Origin of the sequence: Agromyces sp. NPDC057679, assembly GCF_042799635.1 — a bacterium.
In the GTDB taxonomy this organism is placed as follows: Bacteria; Actinomycetota; Actinomycetes; order Actinomycetales; family Microbacteriaceae; genus Agromyces.
Map to the genome: position 1 here is coordinate 262,605 of NZ_JBHVIK010000005.1, position 22,707 is coordinate 285,311.

At 72.1% G+C, this 22,707-nt stretch carries 13 protein-coding genes; 8 read left to right on the top strand and 5 right to left on the bottom strand.

Annotation, left to right across the window (positions count from 1 at the left end):
• Window positions 1-102: 102 nt before the first annotated feature.
• On the bottom strand, window positions 103-735 hold the full coding sequence (locus tag ACFVAJ_RS20690) for a TetR family transcriptional regulator (protein ID WP_376947560.1): 633 nt from the start codon (window positions 733-735) through the stop codon (window positions 103-105).
• Window positions 736-837: 102 nt separating this feature from the next.
• On the opposite strand from ACFVAJ_RS20690, the gene ACFVAJ_RS20695 reads away from it, so the two are divergent.
• Window positions 838-1,083 (top strand): hypothetical protein, encoded by a 246-nt coding sequence (locus ACFVAJ_RS20695; RefSeq protein ID WP_376947562.1) that lies wholly within the window; start codon window positions 838-840, stop codon window positions 1,081-1,083.
• Between the two features lie 140 nt (window positions 1,084-1,223).
• A complete protein-coding gene (locus ACFVAJ_RS20700; protein ID WP_376947564.1) occupies window positions 1,224-2,087 on the top strand; it encodes a carbon-nitrogen hydrolase family protein in 864 nt (287 codons plus the stop codon).
• A gap of 27 nt (window positions 2,088-2,114) precedes the next feature.
• Here the strand turns inward: ACFVAJ_RS20700 and ACFVAJ_RS20705 are convergent, their stop codons facing one another.
• On the bottom strand, window positions 2,115-3,374 hold the full coding sequence (locus ACFVAJ_RS20705) for an aminotransferase class I/II-fold pyridoxal phosphate-dependent enzyme (protein ID WP_376947566.1): 1,260 nt from the start codon (window positions 3,372-3,374) through the stop codon (window positions 2,115-2,117).
• A gap of 278 nt (window positions 3,375-3,652) precedes the next feature.
• Here ACFVAJ_RS20705 and ACFVAJ_RS20710 point away from each other — a divergent pair, with 278 nt between their 5' ends.
• The 5 genes from ACFVAJ_RS20710 (at window position 3,653) to ACFVAJ_RS20730 (ending at window position 9,699) form a co-directional block, all read left to right on the top strand.
• Window positions 3,653-5,431, top strand: a complete 1,779-nt coding sequence (locus ACFVAJ_RS20710; protein WP_376947568.1) for a S1C family serine protease — start codon at window positions 3,653-3,655, stop codon at window positions 5,429-5,431.
• Between the two features lie 130 nt (window positions 5,432-5,561).
• Window positions 5,562-6,617, top strand: a complete 1,056-nt coding sequence (locus ACFVAJ_RS20715; protein ID WP_376947570.1) for a glycosyltransferase family 2 protein — start codon at window positions 5,562-5,564, stop codon at window positions 6,615-6,617.
• A 5-nt stretch (window positions 6,618-6,622) separates the two neighbouring features.
• The gene (locus tag ACFVAJ_RS20720; protein ID WP_376947572.1) at window positions 6,623-7,435 is read left to right on the top strand and encodes a CDP-alcohol phosphatidyltransferase family protein; all 813 of its coding nucleotides are present in this window, start codon (window positions 6,623-6,625) and stop codon (window positions 7,433-7,435) included.
• A gap of 40 nt (window positions 7,436-7,475) precedes the next feature.
• A complete protein-coding gene (locus ACFVAJ_RS20725; protein WP_376947825.1) occupies window positions 7,476-8,321 on the top strand; it encodes a glycosyltransferase family 2 protein in 846 nt (281 codons plus the stop codon).
• An 85-nt stretch (window positions 8,322-8,406) separates the two neighbouring features.
• Entirely contained in the window at window positions 8,407-9,699 is a 1,293-nt protein-coding gene (locus ACFVAJ_RS20730; protein ID WP_376947574.1) for a CDP-glycerol glycerophosphotransferase family protein, read from the top strand.
• 89 nt (window positions 9,700-9,788) lie between these two features.
• On the opposite strand, the gene ACFVAJ_RS20735 is transcribed toward ACFVAJ_RS20730, so the two are convergent.
• Window positions 9,789-10,766 (bottom strand): hypothetical protein, encoded by a 978-nt coding sequence (locus ACFVAJ_RS20735; protein ID WP_376947576.1) that lies wholly within the window; start codon window positions 10,764-10,766, stop codon window positions 9,789-9,791.
• 143 nt (window positions 10,767-10,909) lie between these two features.
• Between ACFVAJ_RS20735 and ACFVAJ_RS20740 the strand changes: the two genes are divergently transcribed.
• Complete coding sequence (locus ACFVAJ_RS20740; protein ID WP_376947578.1) at window positions 10,910-20,977, top strand: calcium-binding protein; 10,068 nt, start codon at window positions 10,910-10,912, stop codon at window positions 20,975-20,977.
• A 75-nt stretch (window positions 20,978-21,052) separates the two neighbouring features.
• Here the strand turns inward: ACFVAJ_RS20740 and ACFVAJ_RS20745 are convergent, their stop codons facing one another.
• Window positions 21,053-21,838, bottom strand: a complete 786-nt coding sequence (locus tag ACFVAJ_RS20745) for an ABC transporter ATP-binding protein (protein WP_376947580.1) — start codon at window positions 21,836-21,838, stop codon at window positions 21,053-21,055.
• Window positions 21,838-22,650, bottom strand: coding sequence for an ABC transporter permease (locus ACFVAJ_RS20750; protein WP_376947582.1), 813 nt, complete (start codon window positions 22,648-22,650; stop codon window positions 21,838-21,840). Before ACFVAJ_RS20750 ends, ACFVAJ_RS20745 begins: the two co-directional genes overlap by 1 nt.
• Between the last annotated feature and the right edge of the window lie 57 nt (window positions 22,651-22,707).

The following is a 22,707-nucleotide window of genomic DNA, read 5'->3' on the forward strand; positions in this document are numbered from 1 at the left end:
GAGTATCAGGCCCCACGCTATTGGACCGGTGCGTCGCACCTCAGCCGAACACGCCCGACGGCGGTTGCGAGTGTCTGCGTCGAACCCCGAGCGGCCTGTCGCTCAGACCGTGCGGCCGGCGGCCGCCGCCGCGCCGCCGATGATCACGCCGAGGCAGTCGCGGAAGAGGTCGTCGGGTGTGCGGCCGTCCTCGAAGTACTCGGCGATGCCGGCGACGACGGTCGGGTGTGCTCTGGTGAAGGCCTCGAGGTCGAAGTCCTCCACCGAGCCGGCTGCGGCGCGGCCGGTCTGCTCCTCGAGCACGTGCCCCACGGTGAAGTGCTCGACGGTCAGGACGATCAGGCGGGCCTGCCGCAGGGGGACGTCACGATCCACGAGCGTGCTGATCGCGAGTTCGGAGATCGCGGCCATTCTCAGGGAGAGCTGCGAGGTCGAGATGATCCGCGCGCCATCGGGATGGGCCAGGAGGGCGCTGCGCAGCCGCACGGCCAGGCCGACCAGCCACTCCGGCCATGGCTCATCGGGCCCCGGCGGCAGCATCTCGGGAAACTGCTCCTCGAGGATGGCGTCGGCGATCGCGGTGATCAGCGCGGCCTTGTTGGGCAGGTGCCAGTAGAGCGTCGGCTGCTGCACGCCGAGCCGGGCGGCGAGCTTGCGCAAGGTCACGCCGTCCAGTCCGTCGGCATCGAGCAATGCGATCGCCTCGGCGACGATCCGCTGCCGGTCCAACGCCATGACGCACCTCCGCGGTCACTCTATCAACGATCGAGAATTGGCCCTCGATCAGTGATAGAGTCCCTGCACTATCAGTGATAGAGACAGGAAGGAACTCCGACGATGGCCGCCACGCAACCGCTCACCGACACCCTGCACGAGGTGACCCACCGAGTCCCCGGCGTTCCCGCCCACGCGGAGCGATCGACCGGCCACCAGGGCGCGAACCGCCATGGGCGAACGGCGCAGGCCGGCACGCTCGAGCGTCGTTCGACGAGCCGAACCCGCACTCATGCGCCGGCTCGACCCCCTCGGGTGCTCGTGGCCTGGCAGCGGCGGATCGCCGCGCTCTTCGGTCAGGAGCTGTGACGCGCGCCGCGGTGGCGGGAAGCCCCGACGTCCACGGGCGGTGTCTGGGATCGGCTCCGACGGGAGGCGGTTCGACCACGGCCGTGCTCCCGGTCGCCGCGCTCGGAGCGCAGACCGGCACGGCGGCCTACGCTGGTGGCATGGCAGACGGTGAAGAGGGCGTCAGGGGCGAGACGCGGGGCGGCGAGGCATCCGACGGCGACGACCTCGCGATCGCGATCGCGCAGTTCGCACCGCGGGCGGATGCCGCGGAGAACCTCGGCGAGATCGAACGACTCGCCCGCCTCGCAGTGGGGCGCGGTGCACGGCTCGTCGTGTTCCCCGAGTACTCGATGTTCTTCACGCCCGAGCTCGGGCAGGAGATGGCCGACGCGGCCGAGCCGCTCGACGGCGGCTTCGTGCGCGCGCTCGGTGCGCTCGCCGGCGAGCTCGGCGTGTATCTCGTCGCGGGCGTGCTCGAGCGGATCCCGGGCGACGTGGCGCGCTTCTCGAACACCCTCGTCGCCCTCGACGACGGCGGGCGTCTCGTCGCCCGCTACCGCAAGCAGCACCTGTACGACGCGTTCGGCCAGCGCGAGTCGGACCGGGTCGTCGCGGGCGGGCTCGACGAGCCCGAGATCTTCACAGTCGACGGCGTCTCGGTCGGCATGCAGACCTGCTACGACCTGCGGTTCCCCGAGGTCACCCGGGTCATCGTGGATGCCGGCGCCGACCTCGTGCTCGTGCCCGCCGAGTGGGTGCGCGGCCCGCTGAAGGAGCACCACTGGCGCACGCTCGCGCTGGCGCGTGCGATCGAGAACACGGTCTACCTCGCCGCGGCCGACCAGACGCCGCCGGTCGCGGTCGGGCGCAGCCTCGTCGTCGATCCGATGGGGGTCGAGCTCGCGGCGCTCGGCGAGCAGCCCGACATCGCGGTCGCGTGGGTCTCGCGCGAGCGGATCGCGGCGGTGCGGCGCACGAACCCCGCGCTCTCGTTGCGTCGCTACGGGGTCGTGCGGCGCTGAGGGCCGATCCCGTCTCGAGACGCGTCGCTACTCGACCGGCCGAGCTCCAGCGCCGAGCGCCGCGAGGCGCGCCGACGCCTCCTCGAGCACGGGCATGCGCTTGCAGAACGCGAAGCGCACGAGGCTGCGGTAGGCGTCGTGCCGGTCGGCGTGCACGAACGCCGACACCGGCACGCCGACGACCCCCGCGAGCTCGGGCAGCCGCCGGCACAGCTCGGCCGCGTCGGAGAAGCCGAGCGGCGTGGCATCCGCGACGACGAAGTAGCCCGCCTGCGGGCGTGCGACGGCGAACCCGGCCTCGACGAGCCCTGCGGTGAGCACGTCGCGTTTCGCGGCGAGGGTCGCGGCCGCGCCGGTGAAGAACGCGTCGGGCAGGCCCAGGCCGGTCGCGATCGCCGGCTGGAACGGCGCGCCGTTGACATAGGTGAGGTACTGCTTGACGGCGAGCACGGCGGTGACGAGCGGTGCCGGGGCGGTGAGCCAGCCCACCTTCCAGCCGGTGGTCGAGAAGGTCTTGCCGCCCGAGGAGATCGAGATCGTGCGTTCGCGCGCGCCCGGCAGTGTCGCGATCGGCCGGTGGGGCGCGTCGAACGCGAGGTGCTCGTAGACCTCGTCGGTCACGATGAGCGCGTCGTGGCGCTCGGCGAGCTCGACGATCGTCGCGAGCACCTCGTCGGCGAAGACCGCACCGGTCGGGTTGTGCGGCGAGTTGACGATGACGAGTCGTGTGCGGTCGGTGATCGCCCGGCCGAGCTCGTCGAGGTCGACCTGCCAGGATGCTGCGTCGTCGCCCTGCTCGTCGGCCGTCCAGTGCAGGGGCACGGTGCGGTGCACGCCGCCCGCCCGGGCGATGAGCGCCGCGTAGGCGTCGTAGTAGGGCTCGAACGTGACGACCTCGTCGCCGGCGTCGACGAAGGCGAGCACCGTCGCGGCGAGCGCCTCGGTCGCGCCCGCCGTCACGAGCACCTCGGATGCCGCGTCGAACGCGAGCCCGTACCAGTGCGCCTGGTGGGCGGCGATCGCCTCGCGGAGCACCGTGTGGCCGAGCCCGGGCGGGTACTGGTTCACGCCCTCGGCGATCGCGGCGCGAGCCGCCTCGAGCACCTCGGCTGGGCCGTCCTCGTCGGGGAAGCCCTGTCCGAGGTTGATCGCACCCGTGCGCGTCGCGAGGGCGCTCATCTCGGCGAAGATCGTCGCCGCGACCCGTCCGTCGTCGCCGAGCAGGCCCGCTCCAGCGGCCGTGCGCTGCCACGGACTGAGGCCCGACGCGGGGGAGAAGTCGCTCATGCTCACACCGTACGCTGCGATGGGCTGAACCCCGGAGCGGGGGAGAAGTCGCTCATGCTCACACCGTACGCTGCGATGGGCTGAGTCCCGGAGCGGGGGAGAAGTCGCTCATGCTCACACCGTACGCGAAGGCCCGGACGGTACGCTGACGCAGGGCGTCGCCGCCCGGATCGTGGTGTTCGGGCGAATCACTGCTCGGTGATAGCAACGTCATAGACTCCGCCGATCCGAGACACAGCTTGGCGCGGGATGCTGGCATCGCTTTGGAAGGAGCAGACATGACCGACACGACTGACGGCGCACAGGGCGAGGCCCGCGAAGCCGAGGTCACCGCGGAGCCCACGGCTCCCGAGGCCAGCACCACCGAGACGACCGCCGCCGCGAGCACTGCCGCCGAAACGGCCACCACCGAGACCATCGCCGAGGCGCCCGAGGCTGCGGCCCCGGCCGCACCCGCGACCACCGCCGCACCCGCTGCCCCGGCTCCGGCCGCAGCGACCCCCGCGGCGGCAACTCCCGATGCTGCGGCTCCCGCCGCCGAGGCTCCCGCCGCCGAGGCTCCTGCCGCTCCTGCGGCTCCGGCCGCGACCGGCACCGTGTACGAGCCGGGCCAGGCCCCGCAGCCGTACCACGCCCCGCAGTACACCAAGCAGGCGCAGGCACCCGCCCCCGCGACGGCGCCCACCGTGCCGGTCCCCGGGCAGGTCCCGCCGGCCTTCGGCGGCCCGCAGCCCGGCGCGACCCAGCCGACCACCCCGCTCGCGGGCGTGCCGCCCTACGGCACCGGCCCCGAGGCATCCGCCGCGCCGGCCCAGAAGCCGCGCCGCGTCGGCCTCGGCGTCGCCGCCGCGATCGTCGCGGCCGCCCTCATCGGCGGCGCCTCGGGTGCGGGCATCACGGCCCTCGTCTCGAACAACCAGAACGCGACCTCGACCTCGAGCTCGGGCACCGCGCAGAACATCGTCGTGAACGACACCGACCAGGTGACCGCCGTCACCGCCGTCGCCGCGAAGGCGAGCCCGAGCGTCGTGACCATCTCGGTCGCGGGCAACGAGGGCGCCGGCACCGGTTCGGGCATCATCCTCTCCGAGGACGGCTACGTGCTGACGAACACCCACGTGGTGACCCTCGACGGCGCGACCGGCGACCCGACCATCCAGGTGAAGACGAACGACGGCCACCTCTACGAGGCCGAGCTCGTCGGCACCGACCCGCTCTCCGACCTCGCGGTCATCAAGCTCGTCGACGCGTCGGGCCTCACGCCGCTCGAGTTCGCCGACTCCGACGAGCTCAACGTCGGCGACACCGCGATCGCGATCGGCGCACCGCTCGGCCTCTCGGGCACCGTGACGAACGGCATCGTGAGCGCGCTCAACCGCTCGATCGACGTCGCCTCCTCGGCGGCGCCCGCTACCCCCGACGACGCCGAGGGCGACGAGGGATCGGGCGAGGGCGACAGCGGCCAGCAGGGCGAGGGCGACAGCCCGTTCGACTTCTTCTTCGACATCCCCGAGGAGGGCGGCGGCCAGGCCCAGCAGCCCAGCGCGAACGCCGGACGCGTCTCGCTGCCGGTCATCCAGACCGACGCGGCGATCAACCCCGGCAACTCGGGCGGCGCGCTGCTCGACGCCCAGGGCAAGCTCATCGGCGTGAACGTCGCGATCCTCTCGGCCGGCGAGTCGGCCGAGGCGGGCAACATCGGCGTCGGCTTCGCCGTGCCGTCGAACCTCGCCGAGCGCATCGCCAAGGAGATCATCGAGGACGGCTCGGCTTCGCACGGCCTGCTCGGCGCGACGGTCACCTCGGCCGAGGCCGACGAGAAGAGCACCACCGTCGGCGCGCTCATCACCGAGGTCACCCCCGGCGGCGCGGCCGAGAAGGCCGGGCTCGAAGCCGGCGACGTCGTCACCGAGTTCAACGGCCTGCCGATCACCGACCAGACCGACCTCACCGCGCAGGTGCGAGCACTCGCGGGCGGCGAGAAGGCCGAGCTGACGGTCATCCGCGACGGCGAGACCCAGACGGTCGAGGTCACCCTCGACACCTACGAGGGCTGAGCCTGAACGGCACGGATGCCACGAGGCGGGGCCGGATCGAATGCGATCCGGCCCCGTTCGGCGTCTCCGCGAATGCCGCCCGCGCGGGCACGGCTGCTAGGCTCGATCGACCCGAGCGCGAGTGAGGAACATGCCCGAGCACCACCCCGAGACGACCCCGTCGTCGCTCGTCGGCGTGTCGTACGTCATGCCCGTGCTCAACGACGTCGCGCACGTGCGCCAGGCGGTCGAGTCGATCCTCGCGCAAGACTATTCGGGTCCCGTCGAGGTGCTCATCGCGCTCGGCCCGTCGATCGACGGCACGAACGAGCTCGTCACCGATCTCGCGTCGCGCGACGAGCGCGTCCACGTGCTCGAGAACGCGGTCGGGTCGACCCCAGCCGGGCTCAACATCGGCATCCGCGCCGCGCGCTACCCGGTCGTCGTGCGCGTCGACTCGCACTCGATGCTGCCGCACGACTACGCGCGCATCGCCGTCGAGACGCTCGAGCGCACGGGCGCCGACAACGTCGGCGGCATCATGGACGCCCGCGGCGAGACGCCGTTCGAACGTGCCGTCGCGCTCGCGTACACGACGAAGGTCGGACTCGGCGGCTCCGCGTTCCACATCGGCGGCGCCGAGGGGCCCGCCGAGACGGTCTACCTGGGCGTGTTCCGGCGCGAGGCGCTCGAACGCGTCGGCCTCTTCGACGAGTCGATCAAGCGCGGCCAGGATTGGGAGCTCAACCGGCGCCTGCGCGAGACGGGCGGCACCGTCTGGTTCACGCCCGAGCTCGCGGTGACCTACCGCCCGCGATCGAGCGTCGCCCGGCTCGCCCGGCAGATGTTCTCGACCGGGCTCTGGCGGGGCGAGCTCGCCCGGCGGTTCCCCGCGTCGAACGGCATCCGCTACTTCATCCCGCCCGCGATGGTCGTCGGCGTGACGCTCGGCCTCCTGCTCGGGCTCGGCGGCATCGTGCAGGCGCTGCTCGGCGCGACGCCGTGGCTCCTCCTCGGCTTCGTCGCGCCGCTCGTCTACCTGCTCTTCGTCGCGGTGGCGACGTTCTCGGCCGCACGCGGGCGCGGTGCGAGCACGGCCGCATGGTTTCTCGTAGTGTTGCCGTGCATACATGTCACGTGGGGCATCGGCTTCGTGCTCGGCTATCTCTCGCTGACCAGCAACATCGCACGTCACACGGGAAGGTGAGCACGATGTCTGACGCCCGACCGGTGACGGTGCGGCCGGCGAGCATCGCCGAGCTGCGCGCCGTCGCCCAGCCGCCCGAGGTGCGGGGTCGCCGCAACGCCGAGCACTGGACCGCGTCGCTGTACCTGCGCCGGTTCTCGATCTACCTGACGTGGCTGCTCCTGAAGACGCCGATCTCGGCCAACGGGGTCACGGGGCTCATGATCCTCGTCGGCTGGTCGACGGCCGCCGCGCTCCTCATCCCGGGCATCTGGGGCGCGCTCCTCGCGGTCGTGCTGGGCCAGCTGCAGATGCTGGTCGACTGCTGCGACGGCGAGGTCGCCCGCTGGCGGCGCACCTCCTCGCCGGCCGGCGTCTTCCTCGACAAGGTCGGGCACTACACGACCGAGGCGCTGATCCCGCTCGCGCTCGGCCTCCGTGCGGCCGCGTACCCGCTCGAGTTCCCCGCCGACTTCCTCTGGACGACGATCGGCGCGCTGCTCGCCCTCGTGATCGTGCTCAACAAGGCGCTCAACGACATGGTGCACGTCGCCCGTGCGAACGCCGGCCTCGCGAAGCTCGCCGACACGCACGGCGAGACCGCGCCGCGCGGCGGCCTCGTCGCGAAGCTGCGCAAGGCGGCCCGGTTCCTGCCGTTCCACCGGCTGTACCACTCGGTCGAGCTCACGCTCATCGCCTTCGCCGCCGCCCTCGTCGGGCTCGTCGCGGGGCAGCCGCTCGTCGACCGCGTCGTCGTCGCCGTCCTCCTCCCGCTCGCCGTGCTGGCCGTGATCGGGCACTTCGTCGCGATCATGGCGTCCCGTCGTGTCCGATCCTGAGGTGAGCCCCGCTCCGCGCGTCGGCGTGGTCGTGCTCACGATGGGCAAGCGCCCCGACGAGCTCGTGCGGGGCATCCGCAGCGTGCTCGCGCAGCAGGGCGTCGAGACCGACGTCGTGGTCGTCGGCAACGGCTGGGACCCGGCGACCGCCGAGCCCCCGCTGCCCGCGGGGGTCCGCACCCGTCATCTGCCCGAGAACCTCGGCATCCCCGCGGGCCGCAACGCGGGCGTGCCCGACGTCTCGGGAGAGGTGCTGTTCTTCCTCGACGACGACGCGTTCCTGCCGAGCAGCACGTTCCTCGCCGACGGCGTCCGCCTGCTCCATGGGCGCCCCGAGCTCGGGCTCGTCCAGCCGCGCGTCGTCGATCCGACGGGCCTCACGTCGCCCCGCCGCTGGATCCCGCGCATCCGCAAGGGCGACCCCGCGCACTCGAGCCCGGTCTTCTCGTGCTGGGAGGGCGCGGTGCTGATGCCGCGCGAGGCGTTCGACGAGGCCGGGGGCTGGGCCGACCCGTTCTTCTACGCGCACGAGGGCATCGAGCTCGCCTGGCGCGTGTGGGACACGGGTCGCATCGCCTGGTACGAGGGATCGCTCGAGGCCGCGCACCCCGTCATCGACCCCGCGCGGCACTCGTACTACTTCCGCCTGAACGCCCGCAACCGGGTGTGGCTCGCCCGTCGCAACCTGCCGGCGCTGTTCGTACCGTTCTACGTCGGCTCGTGGACGGCGATCCAGGTGCTGCGCTGGGCGCGGCAGCCCGCCGCGCTCAGGGCCTGGTTCGGGGGCTGGCGGGCCGGGTGGCGCGAGTCGCCCGGCGAGCGTCGTCCGATGCGGTGGCGCACCGTCTGGCGGATGACCCGTGCGGGGCGCCCCCCGGTCGTCTGACCGCCGTTCGTCACGATCGTCGATCGCTTCGGGCGGGCGCCCGCCCTGCGGCATCCGTTCAGTCAGACCTCGCTACCCTTGGACGGTGGGATTGAGGAAAGACGCGCGACGCGCAGTGAAGCTCGCCAAGGACATCATGTGGTCGCGGCGTGCGCAGCGCGCGCTGAAGGCGAAGCTCGCCGAGCGGGCGCCGCTCGAGCCGCACCGTTTCAAGATCGGCGTGTACTTCGCCGACGGCAAGGTCAACCTGTACCAGCTGCGGCAGTGGTACGCGCCGCTCGCCGAACTCGCCGAGACGCACCCCGTGCTGGTGCTCACCCGGGCGTCGGGCGCCGCACTGAAGCTGCTCGACGAGTCGCCGCTGCCGGTCGCGTACGTGCGTCGCGTCGCCGACCTCGAACGGGTGATCCACGAGCAGGACCTCCACGTCATCCTCTACGTGAACCAGAACGCGAAGAACTTCCAGATGATGCGCTACGGGCGCCGCTGGCACGTGTTCATCAACCACGGCGAGTCCGACAAGATGTACATGACCACGAACCAGTTCAAGGCGTACGACTACGCCCTGATCGCGGGCGACGCGGCACGTGCCCGGCTCGACAGGGTGCTGTGGGACTACGACTTCGACAAGCGGGCGATCCCGATCGGGCGTCCGCAGGCCGACCACTATCTCGACGGCACTCCGCTGCCGTACACGCCCGACGAGCGCGAGGTCGTGCTGTACGCGCCGACCTGGGAGGGCGACCGCGCGGCGGCGGCGTACGGCTCGATCGCCTCGCACGGCGTGGCGCTCGTCGAGGGACTGCTCGCGACCGGGCGGCACCGGGTCATCTACCGGCCGCACCCGCGCTCGGGCGTCGTCGACGAGGCGTACGCCGCCGCGAACAAGCGCATCATCCAGGCGATCGAGCAGGCGAACGCCGCCGACCCGGGTGCGCAGCACGTCTTCGACGACGGCCCGAAACTCGGGTGGCAGCTCGCCGCAGCCGACGTCGCGATCGTCGACATCTCGGCGATGGTCTACGACCGGCTCGCCGCGGGCAAGCCGCTGCTCATCACGCGCCCGGTGACGCCCGAGGCGCAGATCGACACGGGCGGCTACCTGCAGGCCTGCGAGTGGCTCGTCGCCGGAGACGGTGAGGCGCTCGTCGCCCGGGTCGACGAGGTCGCGCACGACGCCGAGGCGCTCGCCCGGCTGGGCTACTGGGTCGAGCGGTACTTCGGCGACACGACGCCGGGCGTCACGACGGCGCGCTTCCATGCGGCGATCGACCATCTCATGGCCGAGTGGGACCGTTTCGCGGCGCTGCACGCCGGCGACGGCGAGATCGACGACCACGACGAGACGGGCGAGACCGACGACGAGGAGCTCGTCTAGCGACTGATCGGCGCACGGCGCACGGCCCACGGCTCGCGCAGTGCGCGGCCGCATCGGCCGCTCGCGCGCGGACGCCGCCGGCGCGAATCTCAGGGCACGGTCGGCGGCGCGGCATCCGCTTCGTCGGCAGCGGCCGTGCCGTCGTCGACGACACTCGGGCCGGCCTGGTCGATCGCCTCGCGCCCGGCCGCGAGCCTCGCGAACGGGCGCTTCGCGGCTCGTCCGACGACACCGCCGACGAGACCCGCCGTGCGCGCCAGCCGCTTGCCGGTCGCCGTGACGACGTTGTCGTCGCCGCGGGGCTCGAGCTCGGCCGGGAGCACGCCGGGCGCCGCGCCGAAGGCCAGCCGCGACTGCGTCAGCACCCGCCGGCCGAGCACATGGTTGCCGATGCCGCCGATCGCGGCGCCGATGCCGAACGGGATCGCCTTGCCGACGATGCCCGCGCCCCCCTTCACCGCGAACTGCTTGATGAAGACCGAACGCAGCCGGTCGACGACGGTGCCCATGACGGCCTTCGGCAGGCTGTTGGTGATGAGCTCGCCCCAGTAGGCGTTGCGGGCGATGCCCGACCCGGTCGCCTGGCCGGCGAACTGGCGCACGAGGTCGCTGCCCTCCTGGCCGAGCATGAGCGTCATCACGAGCGCCCTGGCGCGCTCGGGGTTCTCGACGTGGATGCCGTGCACCTCGGCGACGGACTGCGCGAACAGGGCGGTCGCCTCGAGGAAACCGGCCGTCTCGACGCCCGAGAGGGCGAGCGTGACCCCGGTGCCGATGCCGGGCACGACGGCGGTCGCCCCGACGGCGGCGCCGCCGGTCGTGACCGCGGCGAGGTAGCGGCGCTCGAGGATGCGCACGAGCTGCTCGGGTGTCGCGCCGGGCGAGCGGCGACGGATGCTGCGCAGATGCGCGACGACGATCGGACGCTGGATCGCGAGGGCCCGGTCGATCGCGCGTTCGACGCCGTGGGCGCGCCCCGCGTCGGCGTCGGCGCCGGTCGGCGACCCGGCGCCCTCGCGCGGGTCGTGCTGGCCCATCGAGGTGATCGAATGCACGCGGTCGGACATGGCGACGATCCTAGACGCCGCGACTGATTTTGCCCCCCAAACTGAGGGTTTCTCTTGTCGGCGGGCTGCGCGGCGGAGTAGAACGGGCTTCGAGCGCGCCGCTCACCCGCGGCGCGTCGGGCTGCAGAGACCGGGGGGACTTCATGCGCGCCCAGAACGACCCGAACCGAACGACCCTGCACACCGGAGGATCCGGCAGGAGACACCGCAGCCGAGGGCACCGCCTCGCGTTCCGCGCCGTCGCCGCGGTCGGCGCCTGGGTGCTCGCCCTGACCGGGGCGGCGCAGGCGGCCTACGCCGACCCGCTCGCCGCCGATCCGGACGACGTCGCGAAGCTCAGGGCCGGCATCGCCGCCTTCGCGGAGGTCGCGCTCGGCGACTACGAGGACGTCGGCCCGCTCGCGGCCGCACTGCCGCTGACCGACACCGCGCCGGGCGCGACGGTCGTCGACCCCGGGGCATCGATGCAGCTCGCAGGGACCTTCGCGGCCGGGATCAAGACCGCGCTGCTCGCGCTCGACCCGGTGGCGACGACCGCGGATCTCATGGCGGCCGTCGACGGCCTGGACGCCGACGTGGCCGGAACCCAGCTCGACATCTCGACGGCGAACCTCGTCGACTCGGGTGAGACCCGCGGATTCGACCTCACCATCCGGGCCTCGCGCACGGTGGAGTCGCCGCTCGCGGTCGTCGACCCCGACGGCCCCGGCGGCGAACCGCTTCGTCTCGTCACCGCCGAGGCCGACCCGGCCCCGTACGACCTCGCGTTCGAGTTCTCCGGAATCGTGCGCACCGACCCGCAGGGCGAGCGCTTCTGGCTCGACACCACGCACGGCGAGCCCGAGGTGGGCTTCACCGCCGAGCTGGCCGGCGACGCCGAGTTCGCGTTCCCCGGCGGCGCGGGCGCCGTCGGCGTCGGCGACGTCGAGATCCTCGACGGCAGCACGGTGGACGTCGCGGCCGAATGGTCGGGCACGATCGACGACGTCAACGGCGACGGCCGCCTCGCCATGTTCGAACCGCCCGCCTTCGCCGGCGGCGAGGAGACGCCGGGCGAGCTGACGATCCCCGCCGACCAGCTCACGAGCTTCGACCTCGCCGGCACCGCGACGGCGGACATCGAGTTCGGCTCGTCGCTGCTCGGCCTCGACACGATCGATCCGCCCTCGCTCGCACTCGACGCCGACCTCGCGACCGACCCCGATCTCCTCGCCGCGCTCACCGCGAGCGACGGCGATCTGGCCGCGTTCGAGGCGTTCACGCGTCTCGGTCCGGCCGACCTCGTGTCCGGACTGGTGCAGTACGGCACCCTCCTGCGCGCCCTGCAGCGGCATCCGTCGGTGAACGCCGAGCTGCCGTTGCTCAGCGGGACCCTCGCCGACCTCTACGACCTCGGCGGCGAGTTCGCCGCGCTCGCCGAATCGCTCATCACCGTGACTCCGCCCGCCGGCGGCGACCCCACCGATCCCGTCGACCCCGTCATCGAGATCGGGATCACCACCGTCGGCGACCTCGCGGACGCGATCGAAGGCGGGATCACCGGCGCCGACGCCGAGATCACCCCCGTCTACGACCGCGACGACGCGTCGGTCGAGCTCGACTTCACGATCTCGACCGAGCTCGACGGGGTCGCCGAGACGGTGCTGCCGCCGCTCGACCCGAACCTTCCCGTTCCGCCTGCCCCGGCCCAGCTCGCCTTCGGCGACCAGCTGCTCGACCAGGCCGGGCTGCGCGCGGCGACCGCCGGTGCCGAGCAGGCACCGGAGACCGACGTAGCGGCCGACATCGACCTGCCGATCGTGATCGACCTGTCCGAGGCCTCGAGCGAGGGCTCGTCCGGCGAGGACGACCCGTCGACGGCCGTGGTCGAGTTCGAGGACCCGATGGTCTACGAGCGCTTCGAGACCGAGCTCGTCGACGGAGCCGAGGTGCGGCTGATCCAGGAGGTCGACGTGGACCTCGTGGGCAGCGGACAGATCGGCTTCGTCCCGGCCGCGATCACCGGCGGCTACGAGCTCTCCCAGGACGGCGGCTCGACCACCACCGAAGCGGACGTCGACGCAGCCTCGGGCGGCGACTCGTCGCCGCGGCTCACCGACCTCCTGGCGGGGCTCTACGCGCAGGACGGCCAGCCGGCGAGCTACCCGGTCGCCGAGGCGACGCGTCACGCGGAGGTGACCGCCGCACTCGAGGTGCACGGCCACGGGGCCGATGCCGCGCAGCACTTCACCGAGGACTCGGGCACCGTCAGCGTGTCCGGTACCGGCTTCGACCCGTCGACGTACACGGCCGGCGGCACCAACGACGAGATGGCGCTGCTGCGCTCGCTCGACGTCGACACCTCGGCGCCGTCGCGACTGCTGGGCCGTGCCCTCGACGGGCTCGGCTCGGTCGTCGACGCCGTCGACTCGGTCGACTCCGCGCTGGGCGGCGGCGCGACCGTGCCGTTCCTCAACCGAGGCATCGAGCGCCTCCTGCAGGACGTCACCGGGCTGAAGGACGCGTACGACGACTTCCGCGGCGGCGAGCTGCCGGTCGACCTCGCCGACTTCGAGACGGAGCTCGAGGCGGCGCTCGGGCTCGAGGTCGGCTTCCGGCTGCGCGACCTCGACGACGGATCCGACCTCGACCCGGTGCTCGTCATCGACCTCGACGGCCAGAAGACCGACGCGATCGACGTGCCGCTCTCGCTCGCCGATGCGAGCATCCCCGCGATCGCCGGCACGTCCGGTGCGGGGGAGCTGCACGCCGCACTCGAAGCCTCGCTCGACCTCGGCGTGGTCATCGGGCTCGAGCCGGGGTCGGACCCCGTCGAGCCGCGGCTGCTCGACTCGAGTCGTCTCTCGGTGACGGCCGAGGTCACCGAGTCGTCGCCCGGCGCGACCGAGCTCGCCGTGCACCTCGGGCCGTTCAGCGCCCAGCTCGGCGACGCCGCGAACCAGACCGGTCGCATCGCCGTCGGCGTGGAGTTCGCCCTCGGACGATCGGATGGCCCGGAACCGGGAGACCCGACCGAGGCGCCGATGCCGGTCGCGGACTACTTCTCGGGCACCTTCGACTTCACGGCCGGCTCGGCTCAGGACGGCGGCTACGCGTGCGCCGCTCCCGGCCAGGCGCCCGTGACCGGCACCTTCGGGTGCGCCGCGCTGCCGGTGCTCTACGATCCGGGCAGCGGCCTGCAGACGCTCAGCGGCGCCCCGCGCGCGACACCCAGCGCCGACGACTACCTGACCGTGGCGATCGACGACCTCACCGCCGCGCCCGACGTCACGGCACCCGCGGCCCTCGACTCCGTGCTCTCGGGTCTCGACTTCAGCTTCGACAGCCTGACCGACGGCCTGAAGTCGATCGGCCTGCTGCTCGACCTCGCGATCACGGCCAGCCAGGCCGGTGGTCGGCTGCCGGTCGTCGGTGATGACCTCACGGCGCTCGCCGACGGACTCGCCGACGTCAAGGCCTTCCTCGACGACCCGCAGATCCCCGGCATGCCGACGGCGAACGTCGACGAGGCGGTCTACGGGCCGAACGGCATCCGCCAGGTGCTCGCCGACAAGCTCGTGGCGGCCGGCGTGCTCCGAGACGGCGACTACGGAGCGGTCGGCGGCTGGCCGGTCGAGGCCGCCGGCGACACGACCCCCGGGGCGACCGACATCCGCGTGGTCGCGGTCTGCGACGACGGCGCCGGCGGGGAGGTCGTGTGCCCATCGGGCGCCTCGCTCGCCGACCTGCTCGACCTGCGCATCGAGCTCGAGCTCGGGCAGGGCGCCCGGACGATCAGCGGCGACGGATGCCCCGACGCGACCGCCTGCCCGGGCACCGCGGAGATCCCGCTCGACCTCGGCCTGCCCGGCCTGCCGCTGTCGCTGACCGGCACGGTCACGGCGCAAGCCGGGTGGACGGTCGAGCTCGGCTTCGGCATCTCGCGCGACGACGGCTTCTACCTGCTCGACAATCCCGTGCCCGGCACCGGAGCGGCCGACCCCGAGAACGCCGACGGCCCGCAGGAGGTGCGCGTGAATCTGGGCGCGCACCTGGCGGCCGCCACGCCGATCGCCGGCCGCATCGGCTTCATCGGCATGGAGGCGACCGACAACGAGCCCGGCGGCCAGGCGAGCGGCGCGAGCCTGACCGCGCAGCTCGGGCTCGTGGCATCCGCCTGCGACGCCCTCGCCGGGCCGTACGACGACGGCGTCGTCGACGCCGCCCAGCACTGCACGGGCATCATCCCGATCGCCTCCTTCATCTCGGGCGAGGTCGGCGACTTCCTCACCGAACCGAGCATCACGGGCGGCATCCACCTCGACCTCGCCATCGACACCGGGATCTCGAGCGGGGAGACGTACAGCACGGTGAACAAGACGCTGCCGAGCTTCACCGCGGACTTCGTGCTCGACTGGAGCTTCGACGGCGACACGAGCTCCGATCCGACGCTCGAGCTCAACGACATCGGGGTGAAGGCCGGCGAGCTGTTCACGAAGATGTTCGGCGAGGTGATCGACACGATCAACCCGATCATCGAGCCGATCGAGCCGATCCGCGAGTTCCTGTTCTCGCCGATCCCCGTGATCAGCGACCTGTCGGAGTTCTTCGACGGACCACCGGTGACGATGGTCGACCTCGCCGAGATGACCGGCCTCGTCGACGTCTCGCTGCTCAAGGACATCAACCAGGTGTTCGAGTTCCTCGAGCTCGCGAAGACGCTCGCGAACGGTGAATCGATCACCCTCATCGAATCGCTCTCGCTGTCGCCGGACACGGCCCGCGACGGGGCGCCGCCGACACCCGATGAGGTCGAGGAGCTCTACGACGAGGACGCGGTGGAGAGCGAGGCGAGTTCCCCCGCGAAGAAGTCGGCGTTCGCCTCGAAGGTGAAGGATCCGCTCGCCGACGACGGCAAGGACGACGAATTCGACGCGCTCGGCTCCTCGACGGGCTCGGGCGACGCGTCCGACTTCAGCTACCCGGTGTTCGACGACCCGTCGTGCCTCGTCGGGCTTCTGCTCGGCAAGGACTGCGCGATCGTCGAATGGCGGCCCGACCCGCTGACCGTGCACATGGAGTACACCATGAGCTTCGGGCCGTTCTTCGGGGTGCTGTACGTCACCATCGGCGGAGCGCTCGACGCGAAGGCCGAGATCGGCGCGGGCGTCTCGACGCGAGGCATCCGCATGCTGGGCGAGCAGCTCATCGGCGGCGACGGCATCACGCTCGACGCCGAGTCGATCGCAACGCCGTTCCTGCAGAGCCTATACCTGACCGATCTCGACGCCGAGGGCAAGGACCTCGCCGAGTTCGAGGTGTCCGGCACGATCACCGCCGGCGCGAAGCTCGACATCTTCATCGCTGAAGCGGGCGTGCGCGGGGGCATCACGGCGACCTTCGGGCTCAACCTCAACGACACGCCCGAGGCCGACGGCCGCATGCACATCGACGAGATCATCGAGAAGTTCCCGACGCCGATCTGCCTCTTCGACATCGAGGGCAAGCTCGTCGCGTTCCTCGAGGTGTTCGCCGAGTTCGGCGTGTGCCCGTTCTGCTACTCCGACAGCTGGCGGCTCGCCGAGATCACGCTCTTCGAGTTCTCGTCGTCGTGCGCCGACAACGAGCCCGTGCTCGCCGAGGAGCTCGGCGGCTGGGTGGTGCTGAACGTCGGCCCGAAGGCGGGCGACCGCACGGCGTTCACGGACGTCGAGAACGAGAGCTTCACGGTGCGCCAGATGGCCGCCGAACCCGACGGCGACGGCGAGTATCCGTTCATCGTGACGGCATTCGGCTACAGCCAGCCGTACGAGGGCGTGGGCGTCAAGCTCGACGCCGGCACCGGGAACGACTCGTTCCTCTTCTCGGGATCGGGTGAGGGCGCGCAGGCGGGGGAGGATCCCGAGAGCGAGTCGAACGTCGACGGCGAGACGCCGCCGGACGACCCGAACCGGTGGCCGTTCACCGCGCCCGTCGGCGAGGCGAAGCTCGGCACCGGCAACGACTCGATCGTGACCGGCTCGGGCGACGACGTCGTCGTCGGCGGGCCCGACGACGACACCATCACCCTCGGCGACGGCTCGAACACCGCCTCGGGCGACGAGTCGGACGGCAGCGGGGAGGGCCTCGACCAGATCACCGGCGGCGACGGCACCGACACGCTGCGCGGCGGCGGGAAGAACGACGTCATCGACGGCGGGCTCGGCGGCGACACGATTCGCGGTGATGCCGGCAACGACACGTTGCGCGGCGGCAAGGACAAGCTCAAGGTGCCGCCCGGCGCCCCGTTGCCCGAGGGCGTCTCGAACGAGCTCGACGGCATCGACACGATCATCGGCGGCGCCGGCAACGACACCGTGCTCGGCGGCTCGGGCGACGACCGGCTCTACGGGGACCAGGAGATCGCCGAAGACGTGAACGACGAGTCGCCCGCGGCGCAGCCCGGCGACGGCAACGACCGAGTCGAGGGCGAAGGCGGTGCCGACCGCATCTACGGCGGCGGCCTCGACGACCTGCTGTTCGGCGGGTTCCGGCTCGTCGCGAGCGGCGTCGACGACTCTGCCGACCGGATCCAGGGTGGTGACGGCGCCGACCAGCTGTTCGGCTCGAACGGGGCCGACCTCCTCTACGGCGGACGCGGCGCCGACACGATCAACGGCGAGGCCGGCGCCGACGAGGTGCACGGCCAGTCCGACGCCGACCCGGCCGTCAACGGCGGACCCGACGGCGACCGGCTGTGGGGCGGACCCGGCGCCGACACCGTCAACGGCGAAGACGGCGACGACGAGCTCGTCGGCGACGGCGACGGCGCGACCGATGCCACGATGGGCGGTGACACGGCCGACGGCGGCAACGGCGACGACATCGTGCTCGGCGACAACGGCACGGTCGACGGCGGGCCCGGGGCTCGTGTCGCGCATCCGAGCGAGACCGTCGGGGTCGGCGATCCGTCGCTCGGCGGCGGCGCGGGCGCCGACCGGGTGTACGGCGAGGGCGGCGCCGACAACGCGTACGGCGGCTCCGGGGCCGACCTCGTGCACGGCAACGGCGGCGCCGACCACCTCTACGGCGAGACCGGCGACGACGAGGTCTGGGGCGACGGCGGCGACGACTTCGGCTACGGGGGGCCCGGCGGCGATGTCGTGTTCGGCAACGCCGGGAGCGACCAGCTGCACGGTCAGGAGGGCGGCGACCTCATCGTCGGCGGCCACTACGGTCTCTCCGGCGCCGACGTCGGCGACACGATGTACGGCGGCCCCGACGACGACCGCGCCTTCGGCGACGACGTCGACATCGACGGCGGCGCGAACGGCGTGCTCGACGCGCTCGACGACGTGAGCATCACGCCGTCGGGCGACCCGAACACCTACGGGCCCGATCTCGGCGACGGCGGTACCGGCTCAGACGAGTTCCACGGTCAGGACGCCGCCGACCGGCTCTACGGCGCCGAGGACTACGACCAGCTGTTCGGCGAGCTCTCCGGCGACCGCCTCATCGGCGGTGCCGGGCCCGACGACCTCGTCGGAGACCAGGGCACCATCGCACCGCCGGCCCGGCTCGTCGCCCCGCCCTCGGGCGGATGGCAGCCGGGCTCGCCGAACGGGTCGCCCGAGACCGACCTCGCGCTCGTCGCACCGACGGTCGGCGGAGACGACCTGATCTGGGGCGATTTCGACACCGACGGGGCGCCCTGGACGACCGGCGGCGACGACCGTGGCTTCGGCGGCCACGGCATCGACACCCTTCGCGGCGGCGCGTTCGACGACCACCTCGAGGGCAACGGCGGACAGGACCGGATCTTCGGCTTCGACGAGGACTCCGACCACTCGAGCGACGGCGCCGACGACCTGATCGGCGGATCTTCGCCGGTGAACCCGCTCGCCGACCCCGAGGGCGCGGACAACGCGCTCGACGAGGGCGAGGTCGAGATGCAGGGCAACGGCGAGGACGACGTGATGACGGGCGACAACGCGGTGCTCACTCGCGTCGCCGACCCCGACGACGCCGACGCGTGGGAGACCGACCCGGTGACCGGCGGGGTGTTCCGCGAGGTTACCCTGCTCGACACCGAGAAGACGGGCGCCTCGCTCGACGCGGTCTCGGGCGGCGACTTCATGCTCGGCAACGACGAGAACGACCGCATGTTCGGCGAGGGCGGCAACGACCTCGTGCAGGGCAACGCGCACGACGACCTCGTCGAGGGCGACCAGGACGGCGACTGGCTCGAGGGCAACGGCGACGAGGACGACCTCGTCGGGGGATCGAGCTTCCCCGACCAGCCCGACGGAGGCGACGTGCTGTGGGGCGGCGGCGGCGCCGACGTGCTCGCCGGCGACAACGCCTGCATCGTGCGCGACGTGCCCGGCATCGAGTTCGCCCCGAGCTCCTGCCCGGCGCTCGACGATCCGGCGCCCGAGGAGTTCCACTACGTCACGAGCCAGCTCGGCGTCGAGACGCGGCGGGGGCTCGTCTCCCACGACCTCGACGGGCCGTTCCCGAGCGAGTTCGGCCGCGACACCCTGAACGGCGGTTCGGGGGTCGATGCCGAGTTCGGCCAGGACGGCGGCGACGCGCTCTTCGGCGACGGCGGAGCCGACGTCCAGCACGGCAACGGGGCCGCGGACATCGTGGTGGGCGACCGACCGATCGACGCGTACGGCGAGATCGTGCTGCCGATCGAGGTCGGGGGAGCACTGCCCGCGCTTCCGGCGGTGCCCGCCGGGCTGCCCGGCGCTCCGAGCGTCGGCGCCGCCCTCGTCGGGGCGCCGCAGGCCGACGGCCAGGACGACCAGTTCGGCGGGTCGAACCTCGCCGGCCACCGGGACGCGGGCGACTGGCTCTTCGGCGACGGCGAGGCGGACTTCCAGCTCGGCGACAACGGCGAGTTGAACCGCACGGTCGAGGGTGGGGGCGACGACGCGGCCTACGCCGTCGACGAGGAGCGCTACCCCGACAACGACCCGCCCGACGACGGCTCGGCGGTCATCGAGCGCGAGGTCACGCGCTACGACGTCGGGGCGCCGGCCGCGGCCGGTGTCTGGGGTGCCGACCTGATCTTCGGCGGCAACGGCACCAACCCGCTCATCTCGGCGGGTGCCGGCGACGGCGACGACAGCCAATGGGGCCAGGACGGCAACGACCGGCTGTTCGGCGAGGACGGCGCCGACGACCAGTTCGGCGAACTCGGCGACGACACCATGTGGGGCGGCGCCGGCGAGGATGCGATGGTGGGCGACCGCGGCGGCGTGCAGACCCGTTTCGTCGAGAGCGACGGCAGCGATGCGGGCGACCCCGACATCCTGACGCACACCAGCCAGGGCCCTCCCGGCATCAACCTCGGGGGGCCCGACTCGGGCGCGCAGGACGCGGTGCTGCACCCCTTCGAGGCGCACCCGCTCTATCGAGGCACCTCCCTCACGCACGACCGCGACGGCTCGGTGCTCGTGATGAACGGGCACGAGGCCGGCGGCGCGGACCGCATGCGCGGCGGACCGGGACACGACTCGATGCACGGCGGCGAGGGCGCCGACCTCATGAACGGCGACTCGGGCGGTGACTACGCCTACGGCGACGACGGCGCCGACGTCATGTGGGGCGGGCGGGGCAACCCCGTCGTCGGCGCACCGGACCTGCCGGGCCGCAACGCCCCCGGCGCGGACGGCCAGTGGATCGACGTGCTCTTCGCCGGCTACGGCGCCTCCGCGACCGAGGCCGGTGCCGACATCGTCGACTACCAGCCGCGCTCCGGCGTCGATCCGGCGTCGTGGTTCACGATGGTCCAGGCGTACGCCGACACCGCGCCCGAGGGCGCCGGGACTCCGGGGCGCACCGAGACGCGCCAGCATCACCACGGCACCGACTGGCAGTACGGCGGGTGGGATCGCGATGTGCTGCAGGCGGATGTCTCGGCCAACGGCCCGAACGACGGTGACAAGCTGCTCGACTGGGGTGGCGCCTACAACCTGTACACCGCGTGCAACTCGGCCTACGGCGGGTGGAACGACGTGCGGAAGATCGACCCCAACAACCTCGCCGGGCTCGAGAAGCTCGCCTATGTGACCGGCGCCCGGGCCGAATTCGACGGCGCGCCGACCCTCGGCGACGTGCAGGCGAACGGCTCGGCGTTCCGCGAGGTCGCGATCGTCTACACGAAGGACCTCAAGAACAACACCGGCAAGGCGTTCTCGGGCACCCCCGGCCACTTCGAGAACTTCATCTGCGCGAGCGACTGACGCCGGATCGGCGGACGCGGCGGCAGCGGGGGCGACCCGCCGCGTCCGCGTTTCGGCGGCATCGCGCGCCGACGGCTACTTGCCGGTGCCGTAGTCGCGGTTGTAGCGCTCGAGCACCTCGCCGATCGGACCGTCGAACGTGAGCGCGCCCTTGTCGAGGTACAGGCCGCGCGTGCAGAAGCGGCGCAGGTCGCGCTCGTTGTGCGAGACGAAGAACAGCGTGCGGCCGCCGGCGAGCAGCTCGTCGATGCGCTCGTAGCACTTCTCGCGGAAGGCCTTGTCGCCGACGGCGAGCACCTCGTCGACCAGCATGATCGGCTCTTCGAGCTGCGAGATCACGGCGAACGCGATACGCACCTTCATGCCGCTCGAGAGGTGCTTGTAAGGCGTGTCGAGGAAGTCGCCGATCTCGGCGAAGCCGATGATCTCGTCGAAGCGCGCGTCGATCTGGGCCCGCGACATGCCGTGCAGGCCGGCGGTCAGGTAGACGTTGTCGCGCACGGTGAGGTCGTCGACGAATCCGCCCGTGATCTCGATGAGCGGGGCGACGCCGCCGGCGACGGTCACCGAGCCCTCGTCGGGCAGCATGACCCCGGCGACGAGCTTCAGCAGGGTCGACTTGCCCTGGCCGTTGCGGCCCACGACGCCGATGGCCTCGCCTTGGCGCACGTCGAACGAGACGTCGCGCAGCGCCCAGAACTCGCCGGGCCGGGTGCGGCGGCGGCGGCCGGCGAGGAGGTCCTTGAAGGAGCGGCGGCCGCGGCGGTTGCGGCGGAATCGCACGCCGAGTCCCTCGACCCGGATGTCGAACGGCTCGGCGCCGCCCTGGGCGACATCATCGCGAACGGATGCCTCGGTCATCAGATCTCCTTCAGCACCTGTCGTTCGGACAGGCGGAAGACCCAGAGCCCGAGGGCGAGGAAGCCGAGCGACATCACGGCGGCGACGGCCACTTCGAACCAGATGAGCTGTTCGGGGAAGAACGCGGCCCGGTAGAGCGAGAAGATGCCCGACAGCGGGTTGAACGCCGCCCAGAACTGCATGCCCTCGGGCAGGTCGGTCGAGGCGTAGATGATCGGGGTCGCGTAGAAGAGGAACCGGAGCACGAGCTTCACCGCCCGCTCGAGGTCGCGGAAGAACACGACGAGCGGGGCGACGATGAGGCAGACGCCGGCGGTCAGCACCGCCTGCAGCAGCACCGCCAGCGGGAAGTACACGACCTGCCAGTTGAGCTCGGCGCCGAACACGATCGCGAAGAGGGCGAGCACGGGCAGCGCGAACACGAACTCGATGCCCTTCGACAGCACGATGCGGTTCACCCAGATCGTGCGGGGGATCATCGTCGAGCGCACGAGCTTCGCGTCCTTCAGGAACGCCCGGGTCGAGTCCGAGACGGCGCCGTTGAACCACATCCACGGCAGGAGCGCCGACAGCAGGAACACGATGTACGGATCGGTGCCGACGCCCTTGTCGAACACCTGGGTGAAGACGAACCAGTAGATGCCCGCCATCACGAGCGGGTCGAGCACCGACCAGACGTACCCGAGCGCCGAAGTCGAGTAGCGCACCTTGAGGTCGCGGGTCGTGAGCAGCCACAGCGCATGCCGGTATCGCGCGAGCGGCGTCCGCTGCAGCGGATGCGCGTCTCGGTACGACACCGATGCTGTGCTCATCACGTCTCTCATCGTAGATGGCTCCCCGGGGTAGATTTGATGCAGACGGGTGGCGAC

What these genes read in the sequence shown, in the direction of transcription:
- ACFVAJ_RS20690 (WP_376947560.1), bottom strand. Translation starts at nt 735, where the DNA reads ATGGCGTTGGACCGGCAGCGGATCGTCGCCGAGGCGATCGCATTGCTC.
- ACFVAJ_RS20695 (WP_376947562.1), top strand. Translation starts at nt 838, where the DNA reads ATGGCCGCCACGCAACCGCTCACCGACACCCTGCACGAGGTGACCCAC.
- ACFVAJ_RS20700 (WP_376947564.1), top strand. Translation starts at nt 1,224, where the DNA reads ATGGCAGACGGTGAAGAGGGCGTCAGGGGCGAGACGCGGGGCGGCGAG.
- ACFVAJ_RS20705 (WP_376947566.1), bottom strand. Translation starts at nt 3,374, where the DNA reads ATGAGCGACTTCTCCCCCGCGTCGGGCCTCAGTCCGTGGCAGCGCACG.
- ACFVAJ_RS20710 (WP_376947568.1), top strand. Translation starts at nt 3,653, where the DNA reads ATGACCGACACGACTGACGGCGCACAGGGCGAGGCCCGCGAAGCCGAG.
- ACFVAJ_RS20715 (WP_376947570.1), top strand. Translation starts at nt 5,562, where the DNA reads ATGCCCGAGCACCACCCCGAGACGACCCCGTCGTCGCTCGTCGGCGTG.
- ACFVAJ_RS20720 (WP_376947572.1), top strand. Translation starts at nt 6,623, where the DNA reads ATGTCTGACGCCCGACCGGTGACGGTGCGGCCGGCGAGCATCGCCGAG.
- ACFVAJ_RS20725 (WP_376947825.1), top strand. Translation starts at nt 7,476, where the DNA reads ATGGGCAAGCGCCCCGACGAGCTCGTGCGGGGCATCCGCAGCGTGCTC.
- ACFVAJ_RS20735 (WP_376947576.1), bottom strand. Translation starts at nt 10,766, where the DNA reads ATGTCCGACCGCGTGCATTCGATCACCTCGATGGGCCAGCACGACCCG.
- ACFVAJ_RS20740 (WP_376947578.1), top strand. Translation starts at nt 10,910, where the DNA reads ATGCGCGCCCAGAACGACCCGAACCGAACGACCCTGCACACCGGAGGA.
- ACFVAJ_RS20745 (WP_376947580.1), bottom strand. Translation starts at nt 21,838, where the DNA reads ATGACCGAGGCATCCGTTCGCGATGATGTCGCCCAGGGCGGCGCCGAG.
- ACFVAJ_RS20750 (WP_376947582.1), bottom strand. Translation starts at nt 22,650, where the DNA reads ATGAGCACAGCATCGGTGTCGTACCGAGACGCGCATCCGCTGCAGCGG.